Below are 20899 nucleotides of genomic sequence, written 5' to 3'. Positions count from 1 at the left end.
CAGTGTATGGGGTATCTCTTAAAATTTTTGGCTTATCATTGTCTGGTTTTGCTTGCTGACCTTGTATGTATTCAACAAACAAACCCTTGCTTTCATTTATGAAATTTTTAAGATCTGACAACTGCTCGCTTGTAAAATCAGGATCATAGCCTCTAAGCTTTCCTATGATAGTGACTTTTGCTTCATCACCTTTTGTAAAGCCAGATAGCGGATATATGTGCCTATCATAAGCCGCAGCTTGAGCTTTTCTATCAAGCCTTGCGTATTTAGGAAAGCTCATACCATATCCCATATCGTTACTAAGTATCTCGTTTATATCGTTAAATTTAAACTCCATCTCACTAGCTATGTGCTCTCTAGACAGATAAGGATATGGCGAGCTAGAAATTTGCATTTTACTATCCTTAGTAAATTTTAAATTACTCAATGATTTTTCAAAATTTGTTTGAGTAAGGTTTTTCTTTGATTTAAATCGACCTTTTAGCGATTTAGTTTATATATGACTTATCCCTACACAAAATGCTCTCCTGTTGATAAAAATTTTTCGGCACAACTTTTGCTTACTCTTTGAAGCTAAATTTTCAAGGAGTAAGCTATGAAAGTCTCTTATAACTCCATCTTAACAAAACAGCACTACCAAAAACAGACAAAAAACGAAGGCTTTGCAAATTTCTTGCCTAGCACTCCAAATATAAATTTGATCAGCCAAGTCACTACTCCTAAAAATGACTTTGTTTCATCTAGCGCTATCGACTCTCTTTATCAGGCCAAATTTATTTCACAAGAGGGTTATGGATATAGCGTAGATGCTAAAGGATTTATGGGAGCTGATTTTAACAAAGCAGCAGGTTTGCCACAAGATTTTAAAATCCACAAAAGCACACTTGATGCGATAGTGCTGCATAATCAAAAACACCCAAACTATACAAATTCTATAATGGAAACAAAAAAAGATAACCAACTCTTTGGAGAGGATAGCTTTGCAAATATCGATCTAGCAGACACTATAAAGCAATACTATAAAATTTTTGATCAAATTTCAGCTGGAGTTATTAGTAAGGGTAAAGAGTTTTACTCAAATGAAGATCTGGCAAAGATGCCAAAGGGCTACTTTTCAAAAGATAAAAAAATAGAGCATTACGAATACCTAATGGGTAGGATGTCGAGCGATGAGCTAGATGGACTAACCGATAGAAGCAATGAAAAGATAACTCATATCTTTAGAACGACTCAAGACGTAGAGAATGCACGCAAGCTAATAAATGATCTAAGCGATATAAATGTAGAAGTTAATGGAAATTTCCTTGACTTTTCTCCAGAAGTGATGACAACTGAGCATACTATCCCTTATATGTGGGTTAGTAGTGCTGGATATGACTTTAAACCTGATATGTCCGTATATGATAACGAACAAGGCTATACAAAGGAGCAAATCTTTGTAGCATTTTTAAAAAACGAGCAAGGTCTTGTGCTGCAAGGTGGCACAACAAGGATAACCGACGAAGCTCTTAATGTATATAGAGACACACTCATACTTACAAAGCAAGATAGAAGCGAGATAGGCATACCAAAGGCTTATTATGATGAGATACTATCTGGTAAGAAAGATCTAAAAGATATACTAGCTAGGATTTTAAAGCTTAGAAATTTAGAGCTTAAAAAAGATCACACGCTCGAGGGGCTAGCAAATAAAATAATGGATGTTTTAAAAGAATTTGATGAGAGGATGAAGGTAAAAGCCTAAAGTCCGTCAAGTAAAATTTTATAAAGGCGGTTTATCTCATCGTCATTTAGCTCGATCGTGCTTTTTGTATCAAACAAATTTTTGATCTTGCTAGCGTCAAATTCGCTTCTATCAAGGCAGTGCTTGTGAGAGGGCAAAAAGCCACGAGTTAGGCAAAGCTCGCTTTCTATCTCCTCGTCGCAGATAAAGCACTCAAGCTCGCTGTGAAGCCTGCCTTCATACTCTAAAATTTTGACGTAGCTTTCGATGATAAGGCGTTTTGGGTTTTGTAGCTGCATCTGTTTGGCGCAGCGATCAAGCTCAAAAAAGTAAATTTCATCAAGCTGCTCGACCTCTTTTAGATGATCATAAAGTAGGCGCATAAACTGCTGCCAAATGATGAGTTTGTCGCGCTCTAGCAGCCACTTAAAGCCAAGGTGAAGTATGCTTCTAAGCTTTGGTAGAAATTTCGCCTCTTGCTCGAGTTCAAAGTCGATCTTGTAGCCAGTCATGATGTTTGAGTGGCGTGCACCAAAAAATCTATACGACTTTACGAGCAAATTTGGCGTTAGCACAAAGACTAAAAGGTCCTCGTCTCTGACCTTTTGCACGCGCAGGATGTAGCCTTGCATCTAGGCAAAAAACTCCCTTATGCGCTCTCTCATCGCTGCCATATCTTTGATAAAATTTACATCGTTTCTAAAGGTTGTTGCGCCGTCTATGCCCTTGCTGTATTGGTGGAGGTGCTTTCTAAATATGCAAAGTCCGTGCTCGCCGTAGTGCTCGATCATAGCATCAAAGTGAGCTAGGATGATCTTTTGTTTTAACGCCTTATCTACGTTACTTTTGGTCTTTATCTCGTGAAATATCCAAGGGCTACCGATGCTTGCTCTGCCGATCATAAGGGCGTCACATTTTGTGAGATTTAAAATTTCATCTGCATTTTGTGCGTTTATATCGCCATTTGCAACGACTGGGATTTTTACGCTTGCCTTTACTCTAGCGATCGCTTCGTAATCAACCTTTGCGCTGTATCCGCCAGCTCTGGTGCGCCCATGCACTGCGATGTAGTCTGCGCCGGCTTCTTCGCAGGCTTTTGCTATCCGTTCTTCGTTTTTGTCGTTAAAGCCAAGTCTAAATTTAACGCTTAGGCTCTTCTTGTTTGAGACGCTTTTTATAGCTGAGATGATGCTTTGAAGTTTGTCAAGATTGTTTAGTAAAGCCGATCCCGCGCCTTGTCTAACGACCTTTGGCACAGGACAGCCGCAGTTTAGATCGAGCCCGTAAATTCCATCAAATTTATTGATTATCTGCACAGCTTTTTTTAAATTTTCTATGTCGCTACCAGCTATCTGGACTACGTAGGGCTCTTCGTTTGGGGATTTTTTAAGCATTTCAAGAGTTTTGTCACTGCTCTCATAGACCAGGGCATTTGCGCTGATCATCTCGCTAACAGTGACATCGCAGCCAAATTTCTTGACGACGCTTCGTAACGGCAGGTCAGAAAAGCCAGCAAGTGGCGCTAAGAAAAGTGGCTTTTTACTAAAGTCTATCATTTAAAAAATAGCGAGCTAGGAACCATTTTGCCGTTATCTCGTAAAAATAGTAAAACCTTTATCTCTTTAAACTCATCAGGGTCGCTACCCTCGATAGCCTCTCTTACTTTATCAAGCATCTGAAGCTCAAATAGCGCATATACGTAGGCCTCATCAGCATCAGCATGGATGCTTTTTAGCTTTTCAAAGATACCGATAAACGCATCTGGTTTTAGCTTATTTTTAAGCATTATGGCTGCTTTGTCGTATTGTGCTTTTGTTACTTTTGCATTGTTTAGAAGACCAAAAATTTCATCGCTACTTAGGTCGATCTCATCATTTACAAAACGCGTAATAATGGTCATTATATCTTCGCTTGCTAGCTCTGGATCGATTTTTTTAATCTCGCTAAATGAAGCTGTTTTTATGAGCTTATCGAAGGCTGCCTTTTTAAGGCTATCGTTTTGCTCTTGATTTTTAAGCACATCAAGATAGTAAGTAGGAAGCTGCTCGATCTTGTTTAGCTCGTTTAGGATGTTTAGCTTGCTATCTTTTGCTAGTCTAAATTTCTTTAGATCGACGATCTCTTTGTTTTTTATGCTTTTTATGGTTTGTAAGATATTGTTTATCTCGCCGTCATCAACACCAACATCTTTAAGCTCGCCTACTGGTGAGATAGAGCGTGTGAGCTGTGAGGCGATCTTGTAAGTATCGGTTTTAAAGTCTTTGTTGCTCTCAAAGCCAAGAAGCGTCTCTTTTGCAAGGTCTTTGTAGAGTTGGCTATCTTTTTTTATCCATTTTTTATATCTATAAAAGGCGTATCCGTGATATGCGATGTGAAGTAGGGCAAGGAGCGCCAAAAGAGCTACTGGAAGTGCCACCCAGACAGCTACTGGCAAGGTTATGGCTTGACCTAAGAGCTCAAAGGTGAAGTCTGAACTATTAAGAGAATAGGTAAGTCCTGCAACAACTGCTGTGTAGATGATGCAGTAGACGAGAAATTTTCTAGTTTTCATATTTTCTCCTTAGTTTTTTGCTGTTTTTTCTATTATCTCACGACAAGCTATGCAGTATTTTGCATGCGGTTTTACTTTTAGGCGAGGGATGCCGATCTCCTCTTCGCACATGTCACAAATTCCATAAGTCTTGTTTGCTATCTTTTCAAGCGCCTCGTCGATCTCGTGAAGCTCGGCTCGTTGTTGGGTTGAGATAGACTGCTCTATAAGCTGGTCGGTATTTACTGAAGCGATGTCAAATTCATCGCTTACGCCACTATCTCTTAAACCGCTTACTTCAACTGATGAGTCATAAATATTTTTTTTGATTTGTAATTTTCGCTCTTCAAGTAGCTTTTTGAAAAAATTTAGCTCGTTTTGAGTCATTTTATATTCCTTTATTTGTGATATGGGTGGTTTGCATTTATGCAAAGTCCTCTAAAAATTTGCTCAAAAAGTACGAGCTTGGCGACTTTGTGCGCCATAGTCATCTTGCTTAAGCTTACGACTTTTTGTGCCTTATTTTTTAGATTTTGGCTAAGCCCATAAGCTCCACCTATGAAAAAATTGATCTGTGAATTTGAGTTTAAAATTTGAGCAAATTCTTGGCTGTCAAGCTGTGAGCCATTTTCATCAAGCATCACGCAAAAGCCTTTTAAATTTGGCTCGTAAATTTCATCATAAGCTCTTAGCGCATCGCTTCTACCGCTGCTTTGAGCCTTTGCTATCTTTTCATTAAATATGATTTTGTCGTTTATCTTGGCAAATTTTGCACTCATTTTTATATATTCTTGTATCTCGTTTTCAAAGTTGTCACGCGATGATTTTTGAATGCTAAAAACCGAAATTTCCAAACTTACCCTTTGGTTTTTAGCTTTAGCTCAAAGCCAGCTTCGTTTCCAGTTGTCACTTCGCTTTTAGAGATCATAGCTTTGCTATTTGTAAGAAATTTAACCATATCGCTTAGATATTTTTTGTGCTCGCTTCTTGGCACGATATCATCTATAAGGCCATGCTCAAGCAAAAATTCAGCCCTTTGAAAGCCCTCTGGGAGATCAGCGCCTATGGTTTGTTTGATAACCCTTTGTCCTGCAAAGCCTATTAGCGCGCCAGGTTCAGCGATTATTAGATCTCCAAGCCATGCAAATGATGCACTAACGCCACCCATCGTAGGATCTGTAAGGATAGAAATGTATGGTAGCCTTGCTTCATCAAGAAGTTTTAGAGCCGCTGAAGTCTTTGACATCTGCATCAAAGAAAATGTGCTCTCTTGCATTCTAGCGCCGCCAGATGCGCTTACGATGATTAAGGCTTGGCGTTTTTCGATCGCACGTTTTATCGCTCTTACGATCTTTTCGCCCTCGACTGAAGCTAGTGAGCCGCCCATGAAGCCAAAGTCAAAAACAACTAGCTGGATCTCTTGTCCGTTGCATTTGCCTTCGCCACATATCACTGAGCTTGTGCGTCCTGTTTTTTCTTTATTTTCTGTGATTCTTTTTTTGTATGATTTTTTATCGACAAAATTTAAAGGATCTACTGGCTTTAAATTTGCGTCAAATTCTACAAAGCTACCTTCATCGCAGATCAAATTTATGCGATCATCAGCTTTTAATCTCATGTGGTAGCCGCATTTTGGGCATACATTAAAACAAGCTTCAACTTCTTTGTAATACATCAGTGAGTGACAGTTGTCGCATTTTACCCAGTGTGTAGGTGCTTCTTCTGGACGAGGTTGAGCTTTTCTTATCTTTGAAAAAATGTCTGAGAAATTCATCTTTTTACCCACTTATATTAAAAATTGTAGGATTATATCTAATGTTAGCCTTGCTTTTTCTTATATGACTTAAAGTTTGTTTGTTTGCAGGGGATTTAAGGGGCATACTAGCCCCTTAAAAGTATCTTATTAGAAGCGTCTTCCGATAGTAAATTCAAATGTATTTGTATCATCGCCCTCTTTAGGTTTAAGAGCTTTTGCGAAGATTAGTTGAAGTGGTCCGATTGGAGTTATCCACTCGATACCTGTACCAACTGATGATCTTTTTATCTCATTTAGGCTATTTTCGCCGATCATACCATAGTCGTAAAATACAACGCCACGCATTTTGACACGCTCTATTATAGGGAAGCTCATCTCAACTGAGTTGTTAAATGATGTTTCACCGCCGTATTCATAGTAATCGCCATTATATTTTACCTTTGGAGATACAGTTCTGCTCTCGTAACCACGTAAGCTTCTTATACCACCAAGGTAAAGTCTTTCGTTGATAGGAGTATAGCCTCTCTCCCAAATTTTGCCAAAGCTTGCTTTATATCTTAAGATAAGATCGTAGTCTATGTACTCTCTAAGACCTAGATAGTAGTTGAAATTTGTGCGGTTTTTAACAAAATCCATATCACCACCAAGTCCTGCTATCTCAAATGATGTACTAGCTATGATACCGCGTCTTGGCAAGTAGTAATCATCAGTGCTATTATATGTTAAAGCTGGTGTGATAGCGCTTTTTATAGCCTTGCCTTCTCTATAAATTTCTTTGCCTGTGTATCTATTAATATCTCTTAGCTCATCATCTTTTAGAGTAACTTTACTTTGCTCGATATTATAAGTAAGTGATGCGCTTAAATTTCTAGTTAATTTTCTACCAAGCGTTGTGCTAAAGCCGTAGCTTCTCTCTTTGTATGTTCTCCAGTCATAGTCGTTTGCATAGAGTGTTCCGCCAAGGCTATACTCTGAGTCAAAAATTCTTGGATTTGTAAGACTTATCTGACCTGAAAGCTCTCTATCACTCTTATCCACGCTTACTTGTCCTTGAAGACCAGAGCCAAAGATGTTTGTGTCAGAAAGTGCAGCGTTAAGTAGCAAGCCATCGCTACTTCCGTATCCGATACCACCGCTTATCGAGCCAGTTGAAGCCTCTTTTACTTTTACTTTTAGATCGACTGTATTTTTATCAACTGGGTCCTCTTCTATCTCGACATCGTCAAAGTAACTTGTTCTTTTTAATGCATCTTTTGAGTCTTGAAGGTCGGTTCTGCTATATAAATTTCCCTCAGTTAGGTATAGCTCACGTCTTACGACACGATCAACTGTTCTGTCGTTTCCTGAAATTTGAACATTTCTTATATATACTTTTTCGCCAGGATCAACTTCGTAGTCGATATCAACTGTTTTATTTTCATCAAATTTATCAGTCTTTGGATAGACCTTAACAAATGCATAGCCCTTGTCAGCGACCATATCGTCAAGCTTTTTCATATCTTGGCGAAGTCTTGCTGAGTTCATCGTATCGCCAGCCTCAAGTCTAAAGTCATCTATGATCTTTTTAGTATCAAGTCCTAGCTCTTCAGGCGCTGTGATGCTTACATTTGAAACCTTATAAGGCTCGCCCTCGTGGATGTAGTATGTAAGATCAGCTGTGTAGTTATCAAATGACGCATTTAGGTAAGGTGACGAAACTGTCGCATCTAGATAACCTTTTTGAAAATATTTATCTTGAATCCTTGCTGGGTCGTTTTCAAGCTCGAAAAGTTTAACTTTTCCGTCGTTTCTACCCCAAAGCCAGCCCATAAATTCTCTACTTTTGTTTGCAACAACTGGCTCGATATCATCATAGTCAAATTCTTTTGCGCCGACTAAATTTACCTTTTTGATTATCATATTTTCACCGCGGTTTATGTTTAGAGTGATGAAAAGTGAGCTATCGTTATCTGCAACTGGCTGTTTTTCTACGTCGACAACCGTGTCAAAGTAGCCTTTTGACTCGTAATACTGGCGAATTCTCTCTTTTGTTTTTTCTATAGTTAGCTCATCATACATATTGCCAGGTTTTATGTTGATTAGCGATTCGATCGCAGTTTTGTCGTTTGTCACAACGCCCTTTAGATCGACTCTAGCTACGCTTGGCTTCTCTTTTACTTTTACTAAAAGATTGCCACTACCTGTATCTTCTATGTAGATATCATCAAAATAATTTTGCTTGTATAAATTTGTGATGGCCTTATCGCTAAGCTTTGGAGTTAGCTCTTGACCGACTTTTAGCCCCATTATTTGAGTGGCTACATCAGGTGAAAGGTGGATTAGACCTTTGAAATTTATTGACTGAATCGTTTGCGCATTTAGACCGCTTAAAGCTAGTGCTAGTAAAAATAATTTCTTTTTCATTAAATTTAACCTAGAGTTTTAGTATAAGTGCGTATAATATCATATTTTATTTTTAAAAAATTTAAATTTTATAATTTTAAAGGTTTTTTATGAAAATAGGTATCATCGGACTTGGTCTTATGGGTGGCTCGCTTGGTCTTGCATTAAAAGATGAAAAATTGATCTCGTGTGTCAGCGGATATGATAAAGATGAAAATCACAGTAAAAAAGCACTCGAGCTTGGACTGGTGCATGAAATTTTAAGCATTGATGAGATGAAAAAGAAGTGTGACATCATCTTTTTGGCTGTTCCAGTTGAGGCCATCGTAAGCATCGTGCAAAATTTAACTGACATTAGTGAAGATACGACGATCATCGACTTTGGCTCGACAAAGCAAAAGATAATAGAAGCCGTGCCAGAGAAAATTCGTAAAAATTTCATCCCAGCTCACCCGATGGCAGGTACTGAGTACTCTGGTCCAGAAGCTGCCTTTAAGTCACTTTACACAGGCGCAACTGTCATAGTTTGCGACTTTGCTGAGAGCGCAGAAAAGCACGTAAAAAGAAGCGTTGAACTATTTTCTCACCTTGGCATGAAGATCATTTTCATGAGTGCAAAAGAGCATGATCATCACGTGGGTCTCATCTCGCATCTGCCTCACGCTATTGCATTTTCGCTTGCTAGCGGTATCTTAAAAGAAGAGGATAAAAGGCACATCGTAGCACTTGGAGGACCGACATTTAAGGGCATGATACGTGTCGCAAAGAGTTCGCCATTTATGTGGAGCGATATCTTTAAGCAAAATAAAAATAACGTCGTTGCCGCGATAAATATGTTTGAAAAAGAGCTAAATTTATGCAAAGATCTCATAAAAGATGAGCGCTGGGATGAGCTTTTTGATTGGATGAGCGAAGCTAGAGCTGTAAGAGAAATTTTGTAATTAACTAAAAATTTATTGATTAAATGTAAAATTTCGCAAATAAAATTTAAGGTAATAATATATGTATAGACGTGGAATAGGCGGTTTTGGTATTGTTGTAGTTTTACTTGTTTTGATATTAGCTGGTGGCTTTGGATATGCTTTGATGTCGAAAGACTTTGAGCGAAACGAGCCAATTATCGGCGTTGCTGATAAGGTTTATTGGAACCTTCGCTCGCCTATGAATATCAAATTTAAAGATGACAGCGGTATAAAATTTGTACGTATCAGCATAAATGATGGCAAAAATGACCTAAATTTACTAAATCAAATCATACAAAATCCAAGCACTGAGCTTGATGTAAATTTAACCTTCCCAAAAACTGGCTTTTTCGCTCAAAAAGATACTTATGAGATGAGCATAGAAGCGGTTGATACTAGCAAATGGGGCTTTTTTACGGGCAATAAAGCAAGTAAAAAAGTTGAAGTCGTGCTTGATACCTCTAAGCCCGATCTTTACGTGCTTTCTCAGTCTTACTCTATCTCAAAAGGCGGTAGCGCAGTTGTCGTCTTTAGAGCGACTGACAATCAGCTAAAAGAGGTCTATGTCCAGACAAATTTTGGTAAGAAATTTAAGGCTGTGCCATTTTACAAAGAGGGCTTTTATGCAGCACTTGTTGCTTGGCCAGTACAGGTTGAAAACTTTAGCGCAGAGGTCATCGCAAGAGACTTTGCGGGCAATGAGAGCAAATCTCACGTGAGATATTTTTATGAAAATGTAAAATACAAAACTTCAACCATTGCTTTAAATGATAGATTTTTAGACGGAAAGATCGTTGATCTAACAGATCAATACGCCAAAGATCCAAACGCTCTTTCTAGGCTTGATAAGATGAAATTTGTCAATGAAACACTAAGAAACTCAAATGAAGAGAAGATAACAGCACTTACTTCAAACGTCGATACTGACATCACTAATGGCTTTAATATCATCCCATTTTACCCACTTAGAAATGGCAAGAAAGTGGCTGATTTTGCCGACCACCGTTTCTATACATATAATAATGAGCAAGTAAGTGAGTCGTGGCACATGGGTATAGATTTTGCAAGCGTGGCATCAGCTCCGATAATAGCTAGCAATGCAGGTCGCGTTGTGCTAGCATCTGAGAATGGAATTTATGGCTTGAACATCGTGATCGATCATGGATTTGGACTTTATTCACTTTACGGACACTGCTCAAGTGCGAAGGTAAAAGAGGGCGACATGGTTGCTGCTGGCGATCAAATAGGCACAACTGGAACGAGTGGCCTTGCACTTGGAGATCACCTTCACTTTGGAATTTTGGTCCAAGGCGAAGAGGTGAGGCCTCAGCAGTGGATGGATAAAAAGTGGATAAAAGACAACGTGACAAGTGTGCTAGACGCCGCAAAGGCGATGATAGATAAGAATTAAATTTGCAAATTTGATTTTTTAGTGCTATCATAAGCGAACAAAAAAATATAAGGAAAATTTTTGAAACAAACTACTATCGCAAGACGCGTTGAGACCGTTGGTATAGGGCTTCATAAGGGTGAGCCGATAAGACTTATACTAGAACCTCTTGATGCAAATTCAGGTATTATTTTGCACCGCGAAGATCTTGGTATTAGTTTTAAAGCTGAGCCTAAAAACGTTATAAATACGCAAATGGCAACCGTCGTTGGCAACGAAAAGGGCTTTATCAGCACGATAGAGCACCTAATGGCAGCTGTAAATGGATACGGCATTGATAATATTAGAATTTCAGTTGATGCAAATGAAATTCCTGTCATGGACGGCAGTGCGATAAGCTTTTGTATGTTGCTTGATGAAGCTGGTATAAGACATCTTGACGCTGGTAAAAAAGTCATCCTTGTCCGCCGCGAGGTCGAGGTGGTTGAGGGGTCAAAATTTGTGCGAACTTCGCCTTCAAGAAATCCAAAATTTGACTATACGATCAAATTTGACCACCCAGTTATCGGCGAGCAAAGATATCTTTTTGAATTTAGCAAGAGCTCATTTGTAAAAAATATCGCTCGTGCTAGAACTTTTGGCTTTTTAAAAGACTTGCAACGCCTTCAAGCTCAAAATTTAGCCCTTGGTGCATCGCTTGATAATGCCGTGGCTATCGATGATACGCATATTTTAAACCCAGAGGGTTTGAGATTTGAAAATGAGTTTGTAAGGCATAAAATTTTAGATGCAGTTGGCGATTTGAGCTTGCTTGGAGCACCTTTACTAGGTGACTACACAGCATTTGCGGGCAGCCACGATCTAAACCACAAACTAACACTTGCTTTAATGGCAGATGAGAAAAATTACGAGATCGCAACGCTTAGTGGCGAGCTTTTAAAAGAGTATCAAAAGGTATTTGCATAAAAAATATTGAAATTTTAGTAGTCTCTTTATCGACTCCGCTTTTAGTTGGAGTCTATAAAGATGGCGTAAAATTTGATGAGATCACAACTGACGAGCATGTCAGTGAAGCTCTGATAAAAATCCTAGAAAATTTATCCTCTAAATTTAACATCACAAAGATCATCTATGCAAACACGCCAGGCAGCTTCATGGGGCTAAAGGTGGCCTACGTCATCTTGAAAACTTTTTCTTTGGCAAAGGGCTGCGAGTTTTACGCAGTTAGTGGCTTTAGTCTAAATGGCGGCCAAGCGATCAGGGCAAATAAAAATTTAAGCTTTGTCTTGAAAAATGGCGAAATTTCACTTGAAAAAGTTGAGCCAGTGAGATTTGTGTTGCCTTTAAATTTAGATGAATTAAAACTAAATTCAGATACACTTCCAAATTATATCATCCAAGCTGTTTAGGAGAAAATTTGAATATCTTAATCCCTGCCACAAGTGCAAATTTAGGACCTGGTTTTGACGCTTTAGGACTTAGTTTAAAGCTTTTTAATAGCGTAAAGATCGAACCATCTAAATTTAGCTCAGTCTCTATAAATGGCGAGGGAAGTGATAGCACAAATTTAAAAAGAAACAACATTTTTCTAAGCATTTTTAATGAAATTTTTTTAGAGCTAACCGGCAAAAATGAAAACTTCAGAATAGTTTTTGAAAACAATATCCCATTTTCAAGAGGACTTGGTAGCAGCTCTGCAGTGATCGTTGGAGCCATAGCTTCAGCTTACGAGATGGCTGGATTTAAGGCTAGCAAAAGCGTCGTTTTAAATAAAGCTATCATCTATGAAACCCATCCAGACAATATCTCGCCAGCAGTTCACGGCGGATTTATTAGTGCTATCGTAAAAAACGGCAATGTTTATGCGAATAAAATAAATTTAAGCGATGATATAAAAGCAGTCGTTGTCATCCCAAATAAGCCGATGAGCACGGCATCATCAAGACAAATTTTGCCAAAAAACTACACTATGAAAGAGTGTGTAAATAACCTCTCGCACGCTGCATTTTTGACATCTTGCTTTTATGAAAAAAGGTATGATCTTTTAAGGATAGCAAGTGAGGATATGATGCACGAAGAGCGCAGAATGAGCGCTTTAAAAGAGCTTTTTGAGGTGCGAAAGGTGGCTTATGAAAATGGCGCGCTAATGAGCACACTTTCAGGCTCAGGCTCAAGCTTTTTAAACATCGCTTACAAAGATGACGCTAAAAATTTACAAGATGTTTTAAAGAGTAAATTTAATGATTTTAGAGTGGAAATTTTTTCATTTGATAACGATGGATACGAAATTACGCAAAGCTAAAAACAAGTTTAAAAAGGTATAATGAATAAAAATAATCCAGTAAGGACATGCGTCGCTTGCAAAGTTAAATTTTCTCAAAACTTGCTAAAAAGATACCGCTTGGTAGGCAAGAATTTAGAGTGCGGCAAAGGAAACGGCCGCAGTTTTTATCTATGTGATGGCTGTTTGCAAAAAGACGACAAAATTTTAAAAAAAATAATTGATAAACAAACTAAAGGTGCCCTCGGACTTGACGCACCGAAGTTAAAGGAGATACTCTTAAATGAGCAATGTTAGGATTTCAGAGATCGCAAATGAGCTTGGCTACCCAAGTAAAGAGATAGTCGAAAAAGCTCAAGAACTAGGCCTAAAGGTCAAAACTCACTCAAATGCTGTGAGCCTTGAAGAGGCTGAAGCAATATATGAATACGTTCAAACTGGCGTAATACCAGATAAATTTAAAAAGAAAAAGAGCGAGCCAAAGGCAAAAAAAGAGCCTAAAAAAGAGGCAGAAAAAGAGCCAGCAAAGAAAGAAGAAAAGCCTAAAACTGAGCCTAAAAAGGCAGCTACTAAGGCTGAGCCAAAACCTGAAAAGGCAAAGACTGAGCCTAAAAAAGAGGTTCAAATTTCAGAGGAAAAACCTAAAGCTGAGCCTAAAAAAGAAGAGCCTGTAAAGGTCGAGCAAAAGCCAGCTGAAGCACCAAAGCCAAAAGAGAGCTTGGCTGACGTGACTCAAAAAAGACGTGGCCTTGTGATAGTTAAAAAGAAAAAAGATTACGAGGCGCCAGCTCCTGTAAAAGAGGAGAAAAAGGCTGAGGTGGCTGTTACTAACATTAGTGATTTTAAGAGTATGTTCTCTGCTAGCGATGAAAATTTGGCTAGAAAAAAGAAAAAAGAGAAAAAAGCAACAGTTGTAAGCAAAAAAGACAGTGCTGAAAAGATGGACTTGCTTGGCGGAAGCGACTTTGGTGACATCGTGCTTGAAGATGAAGATGTGGTGGTGTTGCCTGATTTTAGCTTTAAAACCCCAGCTCCAGCTCCGATGCAAAGGACAAAACAGCCAAGTGCGATGAAGACAACTGTTAGTAACACGATAAATTCGTTTGGCGAGGGTGGCATACAAAGAAGAGCTAGAAAAAAACACAAAAAGCCTGAAAATAAACAAAATAGCGAAGCTGTAACTTCGATAAATATCCCAAAAGAAATTCGCGTTTACGAATTTGCTGAAAAGCTAAATAAGCAGCCAAGTGAGGTTATAGGTAAGCTATTTATGCTTGGCATGATGACAACTAAAAACGATTTTTTGGATGAAGATGCGATAGAAATTTTAGCTGATGAGTTTAACGTCGAGGTAAATATCATCGACGATCAAAAAGAATTTGACTACGTAGCAGCCTATGAAGAGGAGATAAAAGATGATGAAAATCTCCAGCCAAGAGCGCCAGTTATAACCATCATGGGTCACGTAGACCACGGTAAAACCTCGCTACTTGACTACATAAGAAAGTCTCGCGTAGCAGCTGGCGAGGCTGGCGGCATAACTCAGCACGTGGGCGCTTATATGGTAAATAAAAATGGCAGAAACATCACATTTATCGACACTCCAGGCCACGAGGCATTTACGGCTATGCGTGCAAGGGGCGCTGGCGTAACTGACATAGTTATCATCGTTGTTGCAGCAGATGACGGCGTAAAACCACAGACAAAAGAGGCAGTTAGCCACGCAAAAGCCGCTGGCGTGCCAATAATCATCGCAATAAATAAAATGGATAAAGAGTCAGCAAATCCTGATCTAGTAAAAACCGGTCTTGCTGAGCTTGACATCATGCCAACAGAGTGGGGTGGCAAGTATGAATTTGTACCGATCTCTGCAAAAACAGGCATGGGCATAGATGATCTACTTGAGATCGTGCTTTTGCAAGCTGATCTTTTGGAGCTAAAGGCAAATCCAAAGGCAAACGCAAAGGCTACTGTCATCGAGAGCTCACTTCAAAAAGGCCGTGGTCCAGTAGCTACCATCATCGTTGAAAACGGCACGCTTCATGTCGGAGACACTGTCGTAGCTGGCGTTGCATACGGTAAGATAAGAAGCTTGCTTGATGATCAAGGTAGGCCACTAAAAGAGATAAAGCCAGGCGAATGTGGCGTGATAGTAGGCCTTAGCGAGATAGCAGAGGCTGGCGAGACATTAATAGGCGTAAAAACTGATAAAGAGGCTCGCGAATACGCACAGAAAAAGGCTGAATATATCCGCCAAAAAGAGCTTAGCAAGAGCACGAAAGTTAGTATCGATGAGCTTAGCGCTAAGATCGCTGAGGGCGAGCTAAAGACACTTCCAGTCATCATCAAAGCTGACGTTGGTGGCTCACTTGAAGCGCTAAAAGCGAGCCTAGAAAAACTAGCAAACGACGAGATCAGAGTAAATGTGATCCACTCAGGCGTTGGCGGTATCACGCAAAGCGACGTTGCGCTTGCAAGTGCAAGCAACGACTGTATCATCCTTGGCTTTAATATAAGACCAACTGGCGAGATCAAAGAAAAGGCAAAAGAGAGCGGTGTCGAGATAAAAACTTACAACGTTATTTATAATCTAATCGACGACGTGAAGGCGATTTTAGGCGGACTAATGTCACCAATCATCAGAGAAGAGCAGCTTGGCCAAGCTCAGGTTCGCCAAGTGATCCATGTGCCAAAAGTTGGCACTATTGCTGGATGTATCGTCACTGAGGGCACGATAAACAGAGGGGCAAAAATTCGCCTTATTAGAGAAGGTGTGGTCGTTTATGAGGGCTTAGTTAGCTCACTAAAACGCTTTAAAGATGACGTTAAAGAAGTTGCTAAAGGCTACGAGTGTGGCGTTGGTATCGAGAATTTCAACGACATCAGAGAAAATGACTACATCGAAAGCTTCAAAGAAGTCAAGGAGAAAGCTACTCTATGAACGCTAACGAAATAAAGCGTATGAGAACAGAGAGCGTACTAAAAGAGCTCATACCAGAGGCTCTAGCCACTCTTGAAGATAGCATTTTAAAGGGGCTTTGCGTCACTGACGTCGAGTGCAAAAAGGGCAGATACGACGCCTTTGTCTATCTTGACAAGATGATGTTTGATGAGCGCGAGCAAGAGTACATTTTGGGGCATTTAAAGCGAGTTTGCAGGCACTTGCAAAACCACTGCATGGCGGCTGAGGGCTGGTATAGATGTCCAAATTTTCACTTTAAATTTGACGATAGATTAGAGTATCAAAACCATATGGATAAGTTGTTTGATAAAATTTCAAAGGATTTAAACAAAAATGGATAATTTAGACAAACTAGTACGCGAATGTGGCGTCGAGCTTTACGACAGCGAGATCGCAAATGAAAACGGCAGGGCTATTTTTAGAGTTTATATCACAAAAGATGGCGGAGTGAGCCTTGATGACTGCGAAAAAGTGAGCCGTCTGCTCTCGCCTATCTTTGACGTGACACCGCCAGTTAGTGGGGATTATAACCTTGAGGTTAGCTCGCCTGGTCTTGAGAGAAAGCTTAGTAAGCAATCTCATTTTAAATCAAGCATCGGTGAGCTAGTTAAAGTTCAAACAGAGGCTGAGAAATTTGCAGGAAGGCTTGTAAAAGCGGACGAAGAGAGCATCGCAGTAGAAAACGAAGAGGGAATTTTTGAGATCAACATCAGTGAGATAAAAAAAGCAAAAACATATTTGGAGTGGTAAAATGCTAAGCGACATCGAGATAACTCACCAAACGAAACTTGAACACATCAGTAAAGTTGCCGCAAAATTAGGCTTAAACGAAGACGAGCTCGAGCTTTACGGCAAATATAAGGCAAAAATTTCTCCAAGGCTTGAGCCATCAAACTCAAAGCTCATCTTAGTCACCGCGACTAATCCAACCCCATACGGCGAGGGCAAAACGACTATGTCGATCGGTCTAGCTGACGCACTAAATTCACTTGGTAAAAAGGTCTGTCTAGCACTTCGCGAGCCATCTTTGGGACCAGTTTTTGGCATAAAAGGTGGAGCAGCAGGTGGTGGCTACTCGCAGCTTGCGCCGATGGAGGATCTAAATTTACACTTCACTGGCGATTTTCACGCGATAACATCGGCAAATAACCTAATTTCTGCCATGATAGATAACAGCCTCTATCAAGAAAACCCACTAAAAATAGAGAAAATTTTATGGAAGCGCTGTATGGATATGAATGACCGCGCACTTAGATTTATCACTGTGGGTCAGGGCGGCAGGACTGATGGCGTGCCAAGAGAAGATGGCTTTAACATCACCGCCGCAAGCGAGATCATGGCTGTGCTTTGCTTGGCTACAAGCTTATCAGATCTAAAAGAGCGCGTGGCAAACATCATGGTTGCTTATGATAGCGATAAAAAGCCTATCTACGTGCGTGATCTAGGCTGCGAGGACGCTGTTTGCATACTATTAAAAGATGCGATCAAGCCAAATTTATTTCAAACACTAGAACACACACCTACGCTTGTGCATGGCGGTCCATTTGCAAACATCGCACACGGCTGCAACTCAGTTATCGCAACAAAGACAGCTCTAAATTTAGCCGACTACGTCATCACTGAAGCTGGCTTTGGCTCGGAGCTTGGCGCGGAGAAATTTTTAGATATAAAATGCAGGGTTGCTGAGATTAAACCAAGCGCTGTGGTGCTTGTAAGCACGATCAGGTCGCTAAAATATAACGGCGAAGCAAACAAAGACGAGATCACAAAACCAGATATGAACGCCCTTAAAAAAGGTATCGAAAACCTTGGCGGGCACATCGAAAATTTAAAAGTCAAATTTGGTCAAAACGTGGTTGTGGCGCTTAATAAATTTGGCTTTGATACTGATGAAGAGATAAATTTCGTAAAAGAGTACTGCCGTGAGCTTGGCGTAGAAGTGGCAGTTTGTGAGAATTTCTTAAAAGGTGGCAAAGGTGCGCTTGAGCTAGCTGAGCTAGTTTTAAAAGCGTGCGACAAGCCAAGCAAGATAAATTTCACCTACGAGATGAGCGATGATACAAAAACTAAAATCGAAAAGGTCGCTAAGGAAATTTATGGAGCTGGCGAGGTGGTCTTTGAAGAGGCCGCTCTTAAAAAGCTTGAGATGATAAAAGAGCTAAATTTGAGCCATTTGCCAGTTTGTATCGCCAAAACACAGTACTCATTTAGCGACGATGCGAAGCTTTTGGGCAGAGCAAAGGGCTTTACATTTAGTGTAAAAGACCTTGACATTAGAACGGGAGCTGGCTTTATCGTCGCTGTTTGCGGTAAGATCATGCTTATGCCTGGACTTCCAAAAGTGCCAGCTGCGGTCAATATGAAGATAGACGCAGAAGGTAAGATCGACGGCTTGTCGTAAATTTAAGAAAACACACTGGCAAAGGCTGGTGTGTTTTTTAAAGAGGCATGGATGAACGACGAATTTTACATGGGCCTTGCTTTAAGTGAGGCTTGGAAATTTCAGATCCTGACCTATCCAAATCCAGCCGTTGGATGCCTTGTCCTTGATGAAAATGGGCAAATTTTATCTTGCAAGGCTCATGAAAAGGCTGGATATTTACACGCTGAACCGACAGCGATACTCTTTGCGCTTTGCAAAAAAAGTGAAAAATTTAAAGATGATTTTATAAAAGCGTATAACGCTAAATTTAGCTCTAATATAAAAGAGGGCGAATTTGGCCTTTTAGAGCCAAAATTTACCTACGAATTTATACTAAACAACCACTCAAATTTACTAAAAAATGCAAAAGCCTATGTCACTCTTGAGCCTTGCTCACATCACGGTAAAACGCCACCTTGTGCAAATTTACTAAAAGAGCTTGGTTTTGGTGAGGTTATAATTGGCAGCCACGATGAAAATAAAATAGCAAGTGGCGGCGCTAATTTACTTAAAAGCGCTGGAGTGAAAGTTAAATTTGGCATTTTAAAAGAGCGCTGCGATAAGCTACTTAAGCCATTTTTAGCATATCAAAATGGTGGATTTAGCTTTTTAAAAATCGCCATTAGTAAAAACGGCGTGGCAAGTGGTGGCATCATCACAAATGAGCTTAGTCGCACACATGTGCATAAACTAAGAAGCGTAATAGATACATTGGTGATCGGTGGCAACACAGTGCGGACAGACCGACCAAGGCTCGATACCAGACTTATAAAAAATGGCAAAAACCCAGACGTCATAATCTACTCAAGAGGCGATAAATTTGATAAAACATTGCCACTTTTTAGTGTGCCAAATCGCAAAGTTAGCATTCAAAAAGAGCTAAATTTAAAAGGACTTTGCATGTTTGAAGGAGCTGGCGAGTTTTTAAAACTTGCAAAAGAGGGCAAGCTAGCAAATGTAAAGTGGCTACTTATCTATCAAAGCTCAAATTTCAAAATTGGTGAAAATTTGAGCCTTGATCTAAATTTAAAACCACTTTTTAGTGGGAATTTTGGGGACGATAGTTACACTTGGTATGAAATTTTGGATTAAATATCTAGTCCAAAATAGTGTTTAACCAAAAAGCCGATGCCAAAAGATATTATCGCAACGCCAAAAGTTATCACGCACATCTCAACCACTCTTGGTAAAAATTTAAGCTCCTTTGCCACGCTTATATAAAAGTTGTAAGTGATGATGGCAACTAAAGCAAAGAAAAACATCGATAAAACGGCGTAAAGACCGCTTGTAAAGATGAAAAATGGAAGTATCAAAAATGCCGTTGTTATGATGTATGAGCCGCCCGTGTAGAGCGAATAGGTAAGCGGTTTGATCTCATCACTTGGATTTTCTTTTGACTCAAGATATGCTGAGCCAGCCATAGAGAGTGCAGCTGCTACGCCCATGATAAGGCCTGTTGCACCAACTGATTTTGTATTCGAAAATGCAAGCGCGATGCCACTAAGTGTGCCTGTTAGCTCAACTAACGCATCATTCATGCCAAGCACGATACCACCAGCATTTACGAGTTTTGTGTCTTTTAACATGGAGATTAGACTATTTTCATGGTTCATCTCCTCTTCATAAATATCACGAGCTTCAGGATATTCATCTACGATGTCAAGATAAAATTTTTCCGCATTTTCTTCGCGTGACTCCATAAATTTTAGGGTAAAAGATGTGCCAAAAATTTTAACAAGTATCGTATAGAAAATGACTTTAAATAAATTTGCACTTCTGCTTTCACCAGTTATCTTTTGACAAAAAGCATAGTGGCGTCTCTCTTCGGTGATTAATTTGCGAAGTATTTTTTTATTCTCTTCGACTTTTTCGCTAGCTTCAAGAAGAGAGTATATAGCAGCATCATCTGCTTCATTTTGTAATTGTTTTAAAGCACGTTTTTTATCTAACATAAAATTTTCCTTTTTTATAGCTTAGAAATTTTAAGATTTTGATTTAGAAAGAGAGATAAGATGGTGCGATCAGCGAGACTCGAACTCGCACACCTAGCGGCACTACCCCCTCAAGATAGCGTGTCTACCAATTCCACCATGATCGCAGAAGAACAAAAGCCCCAAAAGAGGGGCTAAATTTAAGCTTTACGCTTAGCCAAGCATTGGGTTTGCGTAAAGAACGATAAGTGTAATAACAAGTGCGTAGATAACTTGTGCTTCGATCATCGCAAGAGCGATAAACATTGTAGTCATAAGTTTGCTACCTACACCTGGGTTTCTAGCTGTTCCGCTGATAGTTGCAGCAGCTGTGTTACCCATACCAATAGCACCGCCAAGAGCTGCAAGGCCAAGGCCGATACCGCCAGCGATAACTGAATATGATCTGATCATCTCGCCATCAGCGCCAAATGCGAATGCAGCAAGACCAAGAATTAAAAACACGATCTTTTTCATCGTTGCTCCTTTAAAATTTTAAAGCTCTTTCGGATCTGTCCCCT

Annotated in this window: 22 protein-coding genes and 1 tRNA gene; 12 read left to right on the top strand and 11 right to left on the bottom strand. The window is 39.7% G+C overall.

Annotation, left to right across the window (positions count from 1 at the left end; translation table 11 throughout):
- Positions 1-394 (bottom strand): hypothetical protein (locus F3G76_RS03790; protein ID WP_188116562.1); only part of this gene is annotated, 394 nt, incomplete at its 3' end.
- Between the two features lie 201 nt (positions 395-595).
- Here F3G76_RS03790 and F3G76_RS03785 point away from each other — a divergent pair.
- Positions 596-1744, top strand: a complete 1149-nt coding sequence (locus F3G76_RS03785; protein ID WP_149705962.1) for a Cj0814 family flagellar-dependent secreted protein — start codon at positions 596-598, stop codon at positions 1742-1744.
- Here the strand turns inward: F3G76_RS03785 and recO are convergent.
- From recO to bamA, 7 genes are all read right to left on the bottom strand, one after another.
- Positions 1741-2355 carry a recombination protein RecO gene (recO, locus tag F3G76_RS03780; RefSeq protein ID WP_021085792.1) on the bottom strand — a complete coding sequence of 205 codons (615 nt, stop codon included), beginning with the start codon at positions 2353-2355 and terminating at the stop codon, positions 1741-1743. The two genes, F3G76_RS03785 and recO, sit on opposite strands and share 4 nt — an antisense overlap.
- Positions 2356-3279 carry a tRNA dihydrouridine synthase gene (locus F3G76_RS03775; RefSeq protein ID WP_149705961.1) on the bottom strand — a complete coding sequence of 308 codons (924 nt, stop codon included), beginning with the start codon at positions 3277-3279 and terminating at the stop codon, positions 2356-2358.
- Positions 3276-4274 carry a uroporphyrinogen III synthase HEM4 gene (locus tag F3G76_RS03770; RefSeq protein ID WP_149705347.1) on the bottom strand — a complete coding sequence of 333 codons (999 nt, stop codon included), beginning with the start codon at positions 4272-4274 and terminating at the stop codon, positions 3276-3278. Before F3G76_RS03770 ends, F3G76_RS03775 begins: the two co-directional genes overlap by 4 nt.
- 9 nt (positions 4275-4283) lie before the next feature.
- Complete coding sequence (gene dksA, locus F3G76_RS03765) at positions 4284-4640, bottom strand: RNA polymerase-binding protein DksA (protein WP_009294329.1); 357 nt, start codon at positions 4638-4640, stop codon at positions 4284-4286.
- Positions 4641-4651: 11 nt separating this feature from the next.
- The gene (locus F3G76_RS03760; RefSeq protein ID WP_009294328.1) at positions 4652-5107 is read right to left on the bottom strand and encodes a 23S rRNA (pseudouridine(1915)-N(3))-methyltransferase RlmH; all 456 of its coding nucleotides are present in this window, start codon (positions 5105-5107) and stop codon (positions 4652-4654) included.
- Between the two features lie 2 nt (positions 5108-5109).
- Positions 5110-6027, bottom strand: coding sequence for an acetyl-CoA carboxylase, carboxyltransferase subunit beta (gene accD, locus F3G76_RS03755; RefSeq protein ID WP_149705960.1), 918 nt, complete (start codon positions 6025-6027; stop codon positions 5110-5112).
- A gap of 129 nt (positions 6028-6156) precedes the next feature.
- Complete coding sequence (bamA, locus tag F3G76_RS03750; RefSeq protein ID WP_103636470.1) at positions 6157-8412, bottom strand: outer membrane protein assembly factor BamA; 2256 nt, start codon at positions 8410-8412, stop codon at positions 6157-6159.
- A gap of 89 nt (positions 8413-8501) precedes the next feature.
- Between bamA and F3G76_RS03745 the strand changes: the two genes are divergently transcribed.
- The 11 genes from F3G76_RS03745 (at position 8502) to ribD (ending at position 19500) form a co-directional block, all read left to right on the top strand.
- Positions 8502-9332, top strand: coding sequence for a prephenate dehydrogenase (locus F3G76_RS03745; protein WP_149705959.1), 831 nt, complete (start codon positions 8502-8504; stop codon positions 9330-9332).
- A 61-nt stretch (positions 9333-9393) separates the two neighbouring features.
- Positions 9394-10764 carry a peptidoglycan metallopeptidase Pgp6 gene (gene pgp6, locus F3G76_RS03740; protein WP_103567586.1) on the top strand — a complete coding sequence of 457 codons (1371 nt, stop codon included), beginning with the start codon at positions 9394-9396 and terminating at the stop codon, positions 10762-10764.
- A gap of 60 nt (positions 10765-10824) precedes the next feature.
- Positions 10825-11709, top strand: coding sequence for a UDP-3-O-acyl-N-acetylglucosamine deacetylase (gene lpxC / locus F3G76_RS03735; protein ID WP_103636471.1), 885 nt, complete (start codon positions 10825-10827; stop codon positions 11707-11709).
- A gap of 80 nt (positions 11710-11789) precedes the next feature.
- Complete coding sequence (locus tag F3G76_RS03730) at positions 11790-12152, top strand: glycoprotease (protein WP_087582679.1); 363 nt, start codon at positions 11790-11792, stop codon at positions 12150-12152.
- An 8-nt stretch (positions 12153-12160) separates the two neighbouring features.
- The gene (gene thrB, locus F3G76_RS03725) at positions 12161-13045 is read left to right on the top strand and encodes a homoserine kinase (RefSeq protein ID WP_148823872.1); all 885 of its coding nucleotides are present in this window, start codon (positions 12161-12163) and stop codon (positions 13043-13045) included.
- Between the two features lie 21 nt (positions 13046-13066).
- The gene (locus F3G76_RS03720) at positions 13067-13321 is read left to right on the top strand and encodes a YlxR family protein (protein ID WP_021085774.1); all 255 of its coding nucleotides are present in this window, start codon (positions 13067-13069) and stop codon (positions 13319-13321) included.
- The gene (gene infB, locus F3G76_RS03715) at positions 13308-15965 is read left to right on the top strand and encodes a translation initiation factor IF-2 (RefSeq protein WP_149705958.1); all 2658 of its coding nucleotides are present in this window, start codon (positions 13308-13310) and stop codon (positions 15963-15965) included. The genes F3G76_RS03720 and infB overlap by 14 nt, the downstream gene beginning before the upstream one ends.
- A complete protein-coding gene (gene rbfA, locus F3G76_RS03710) occupies positions 15962-16327 on the top strand; it encodes a 30S ribosome-binding factor RbfA (RefSeq protein WP_004317240.1) in 366 nt (121 codons plus the stop codon). The genes infB and rbfA overlap by 4 nt, the downstream gene beginning before the upstream one ends.
- On the top strand, positions 16320-16736 hold the full coding sequence (gene rimP, locus F3G76_RS03705) for a ribosome maturation factor RimP (RefSeq protein WP_149705957.1): 417 nt from the start codon (positions 16320-16322) through the stop codon (positions 16734-16736). The genes rbfA and rimP overlap by 8 nt, the downstream gene beginning before the upstream one ends.
- A gap of 1 nt (position 16737) precedes the next feature.
- Positions 16738-18387, top strand: coding sequence for a formate--tetrahydrofolate ligase (locus F3G76_RS03700; RefSeq protein WP_149705956.1), 1650 nt, complete (start codon positions 16738-16740; stop codon positions 18385-18387).
- Positions 18388-18438: 51 nt separating this feature from the next.
- Positions 18439-19500 (top strand): bifunctional diaminohydroxyphosphoribosylaminopyrimidine deaminase/5-amino-6-(5-phosphoribosylamino)uracil reductase RibD, encoded by a 1062-nt coding sequence (gene ribD / locus F3G76_RS03695; RefSeq protein WP_103609157.1) that lies wholly within the window; start codon positions 18439-18441, stop codon positions 19498-19500.
- On the opposite strand, the gene F3G76_RS03690 is transcribed toward ribD, so the two are convergent.
- The 3 genes from F3G76_RS03690 to F3G76_RS03680 all read right to left on the bottom strand — a co-directional run bounded on the left by F3G76_RS03690 (position 19497) and on the right by F3G76_RS03680 (position 20855).
- Positions 19497-20360, bottom strand: a complete 864-nt coding sequence (locus tag F3G76_RS03690; RefSeq protein WP_103607570.1) for a VIT1/CCC1 transporter family protein — start codon at positions 20358-20360, stop codon at positions 19497-19499. The two genes, ribD and F3G76_RS03690, sit on opposite strands and share 4 nt — an antisense overlap.
- Before the next feature lie 61 nt (positions 20361-20421).
- Positions 20422-20506 (bottom strand) — tRNA-Leu (locus F3G76_RS03685).
- A 46-nt stretch (positions 20507-20552) separates the two neighbouring features.
- Entirely contained in the window at positions 20553-20855 is a 303-nt protein-coding gene (locus tag F3G76_RS03680; RefSeq protein ID WP_004317263.1) for a F0F1 ATP synthase subunit C, read from the bottom strand.
- Positions 20856-20899: the final 44 nt, after the last annotated feature.

It is taken from the genome of Campylobacter concisus, assembly GCF_902460575.1.
GTDB classification, from domain to species: domain Bacteria; phylum Campylobacterota; class Campylobacteria; order Campylobacterales; family Campylobacteraceae; genus Campylobacter_A; species Campylobacter_A concisus_AW.
The sequence above is the reverse complement of the archived record's forward strand: the minus strand, read 5'-3'. Positions and strand labels throughout refer to the sequence as shown.

Bases quoted from the DNA above. Each gene is read 5' to 3' on its own strand.
- F3G76_RS03700 (WP_149705956.1), top strand. From the start codon at position 16,738: ATGCTAAGCGACATCGAGATAACTCACCAAACGAAACTTGAACACATC.
- bamA (WP_103636470.1), bottom strand. From the start codon at position 8,412: ATGAAAAAGAAATTATTTTTACTAGCACTAGCTTTAAGCGGTCTAAAT.
- F3G76_RS03775 (WP_149705961.1), bottom strand. From the start codon at position 3,279: ATGATAGACTTTAGTAAAAAGCCACTTTTCTTAGCGCCACTTGCTGGC.
- accD (WP_149705960.1), bottom strand. From the start codon at position 6,027: ATGAATTTCTCAGACATTTTTTCAAAGATAAGAAAAGCTCAACCTCGT.
- F3G76_RS03745 (WP_149705959.1), top strand. From the start codon at position 8,502: ATGAAAATAGGTATCATCGGACTTGGTCTTATGGGTGGCTCGCTTGGT.
- recO (WP_021085792.1), bottom strand. From the start codon at position 2,355: ATGCAAGGCTACATCCTGCGCGTGCAAAAGGTCAGAGACGAGGACCTT.
- ribD (WP_103609157.1), top strand. From the start codon at position 18,439: ATGAACGACGAATTTTACATGGGCCTTGCTTTAAGTGAGGCTTGGAAA.
- pgp6 (WP_103567586.1), top strand. From the start codon at position 9,394: ATGTATAGACGTGGAATAGGCGGTTTTGGTATTGTTGTAGTTTTACTT.
- F3G76_RS03785 (WP_149705962.1), top strand. From the start codon at position 596: ATGAAAGTCTCTTATAACTCCATCTTAACAAAACAGCACTACCAAAAA.
- F3G76_RS03680 (WP_004317263.1), bottom strand. From the start codon at position 20,855: ATGAAAAAGATCGTGTTTTTAATTCTTGGTCTTGCTGCATTCGCATTT.
- F3G76_RS03690 (WP_103607570.1), bottom strand. From the start codon at position 20,360: ATGTTAGATAAAAAACGTGCTTTAAAACAATTACAAAATGAAGCAGAT.
- dksA (WP_009294329.1), bottom strand. From the start codon at position 4,640: ATGACTCAAAACGAGCTAAATTTTTTCAAAAAGCTACTTGAAGAGCGA.
- rbfA (WP_004317240.1), top strand. From the start codon at position 15,962: ATGAACGCTAACGAAATAAAGCGTATGAGAACAGAGAGCGTACTAAAA.
- F3G76_RS03720 (WP_021085774.1), top strand. From the start codon at position 13,067: ATGAATAAAAATAATCCAGTAAGGACATGCGTCGCTTGCAAAGTTAAA.
- rimP (WP_149705957.1), top strand. From the start codon at position 16,320: ATGGATAATTTAGACAAACTAGTACGCGAATGTGGCGTCGAGCTTTAC.
- F3G76_RS03770 (WP_149705347.1), bottom strand. From the start codon at position 4,274: ATGAAAACTAGAAAATTTCTCGTCTACTGCATCATCTACACAGCAGTT.
- infB (WP_149705958.1), top strand. From the start codon at position 13,308: ATGAGCAATGTTAGGATTTCAGAGATCGCAAATGAGCTTGGCTACCCA.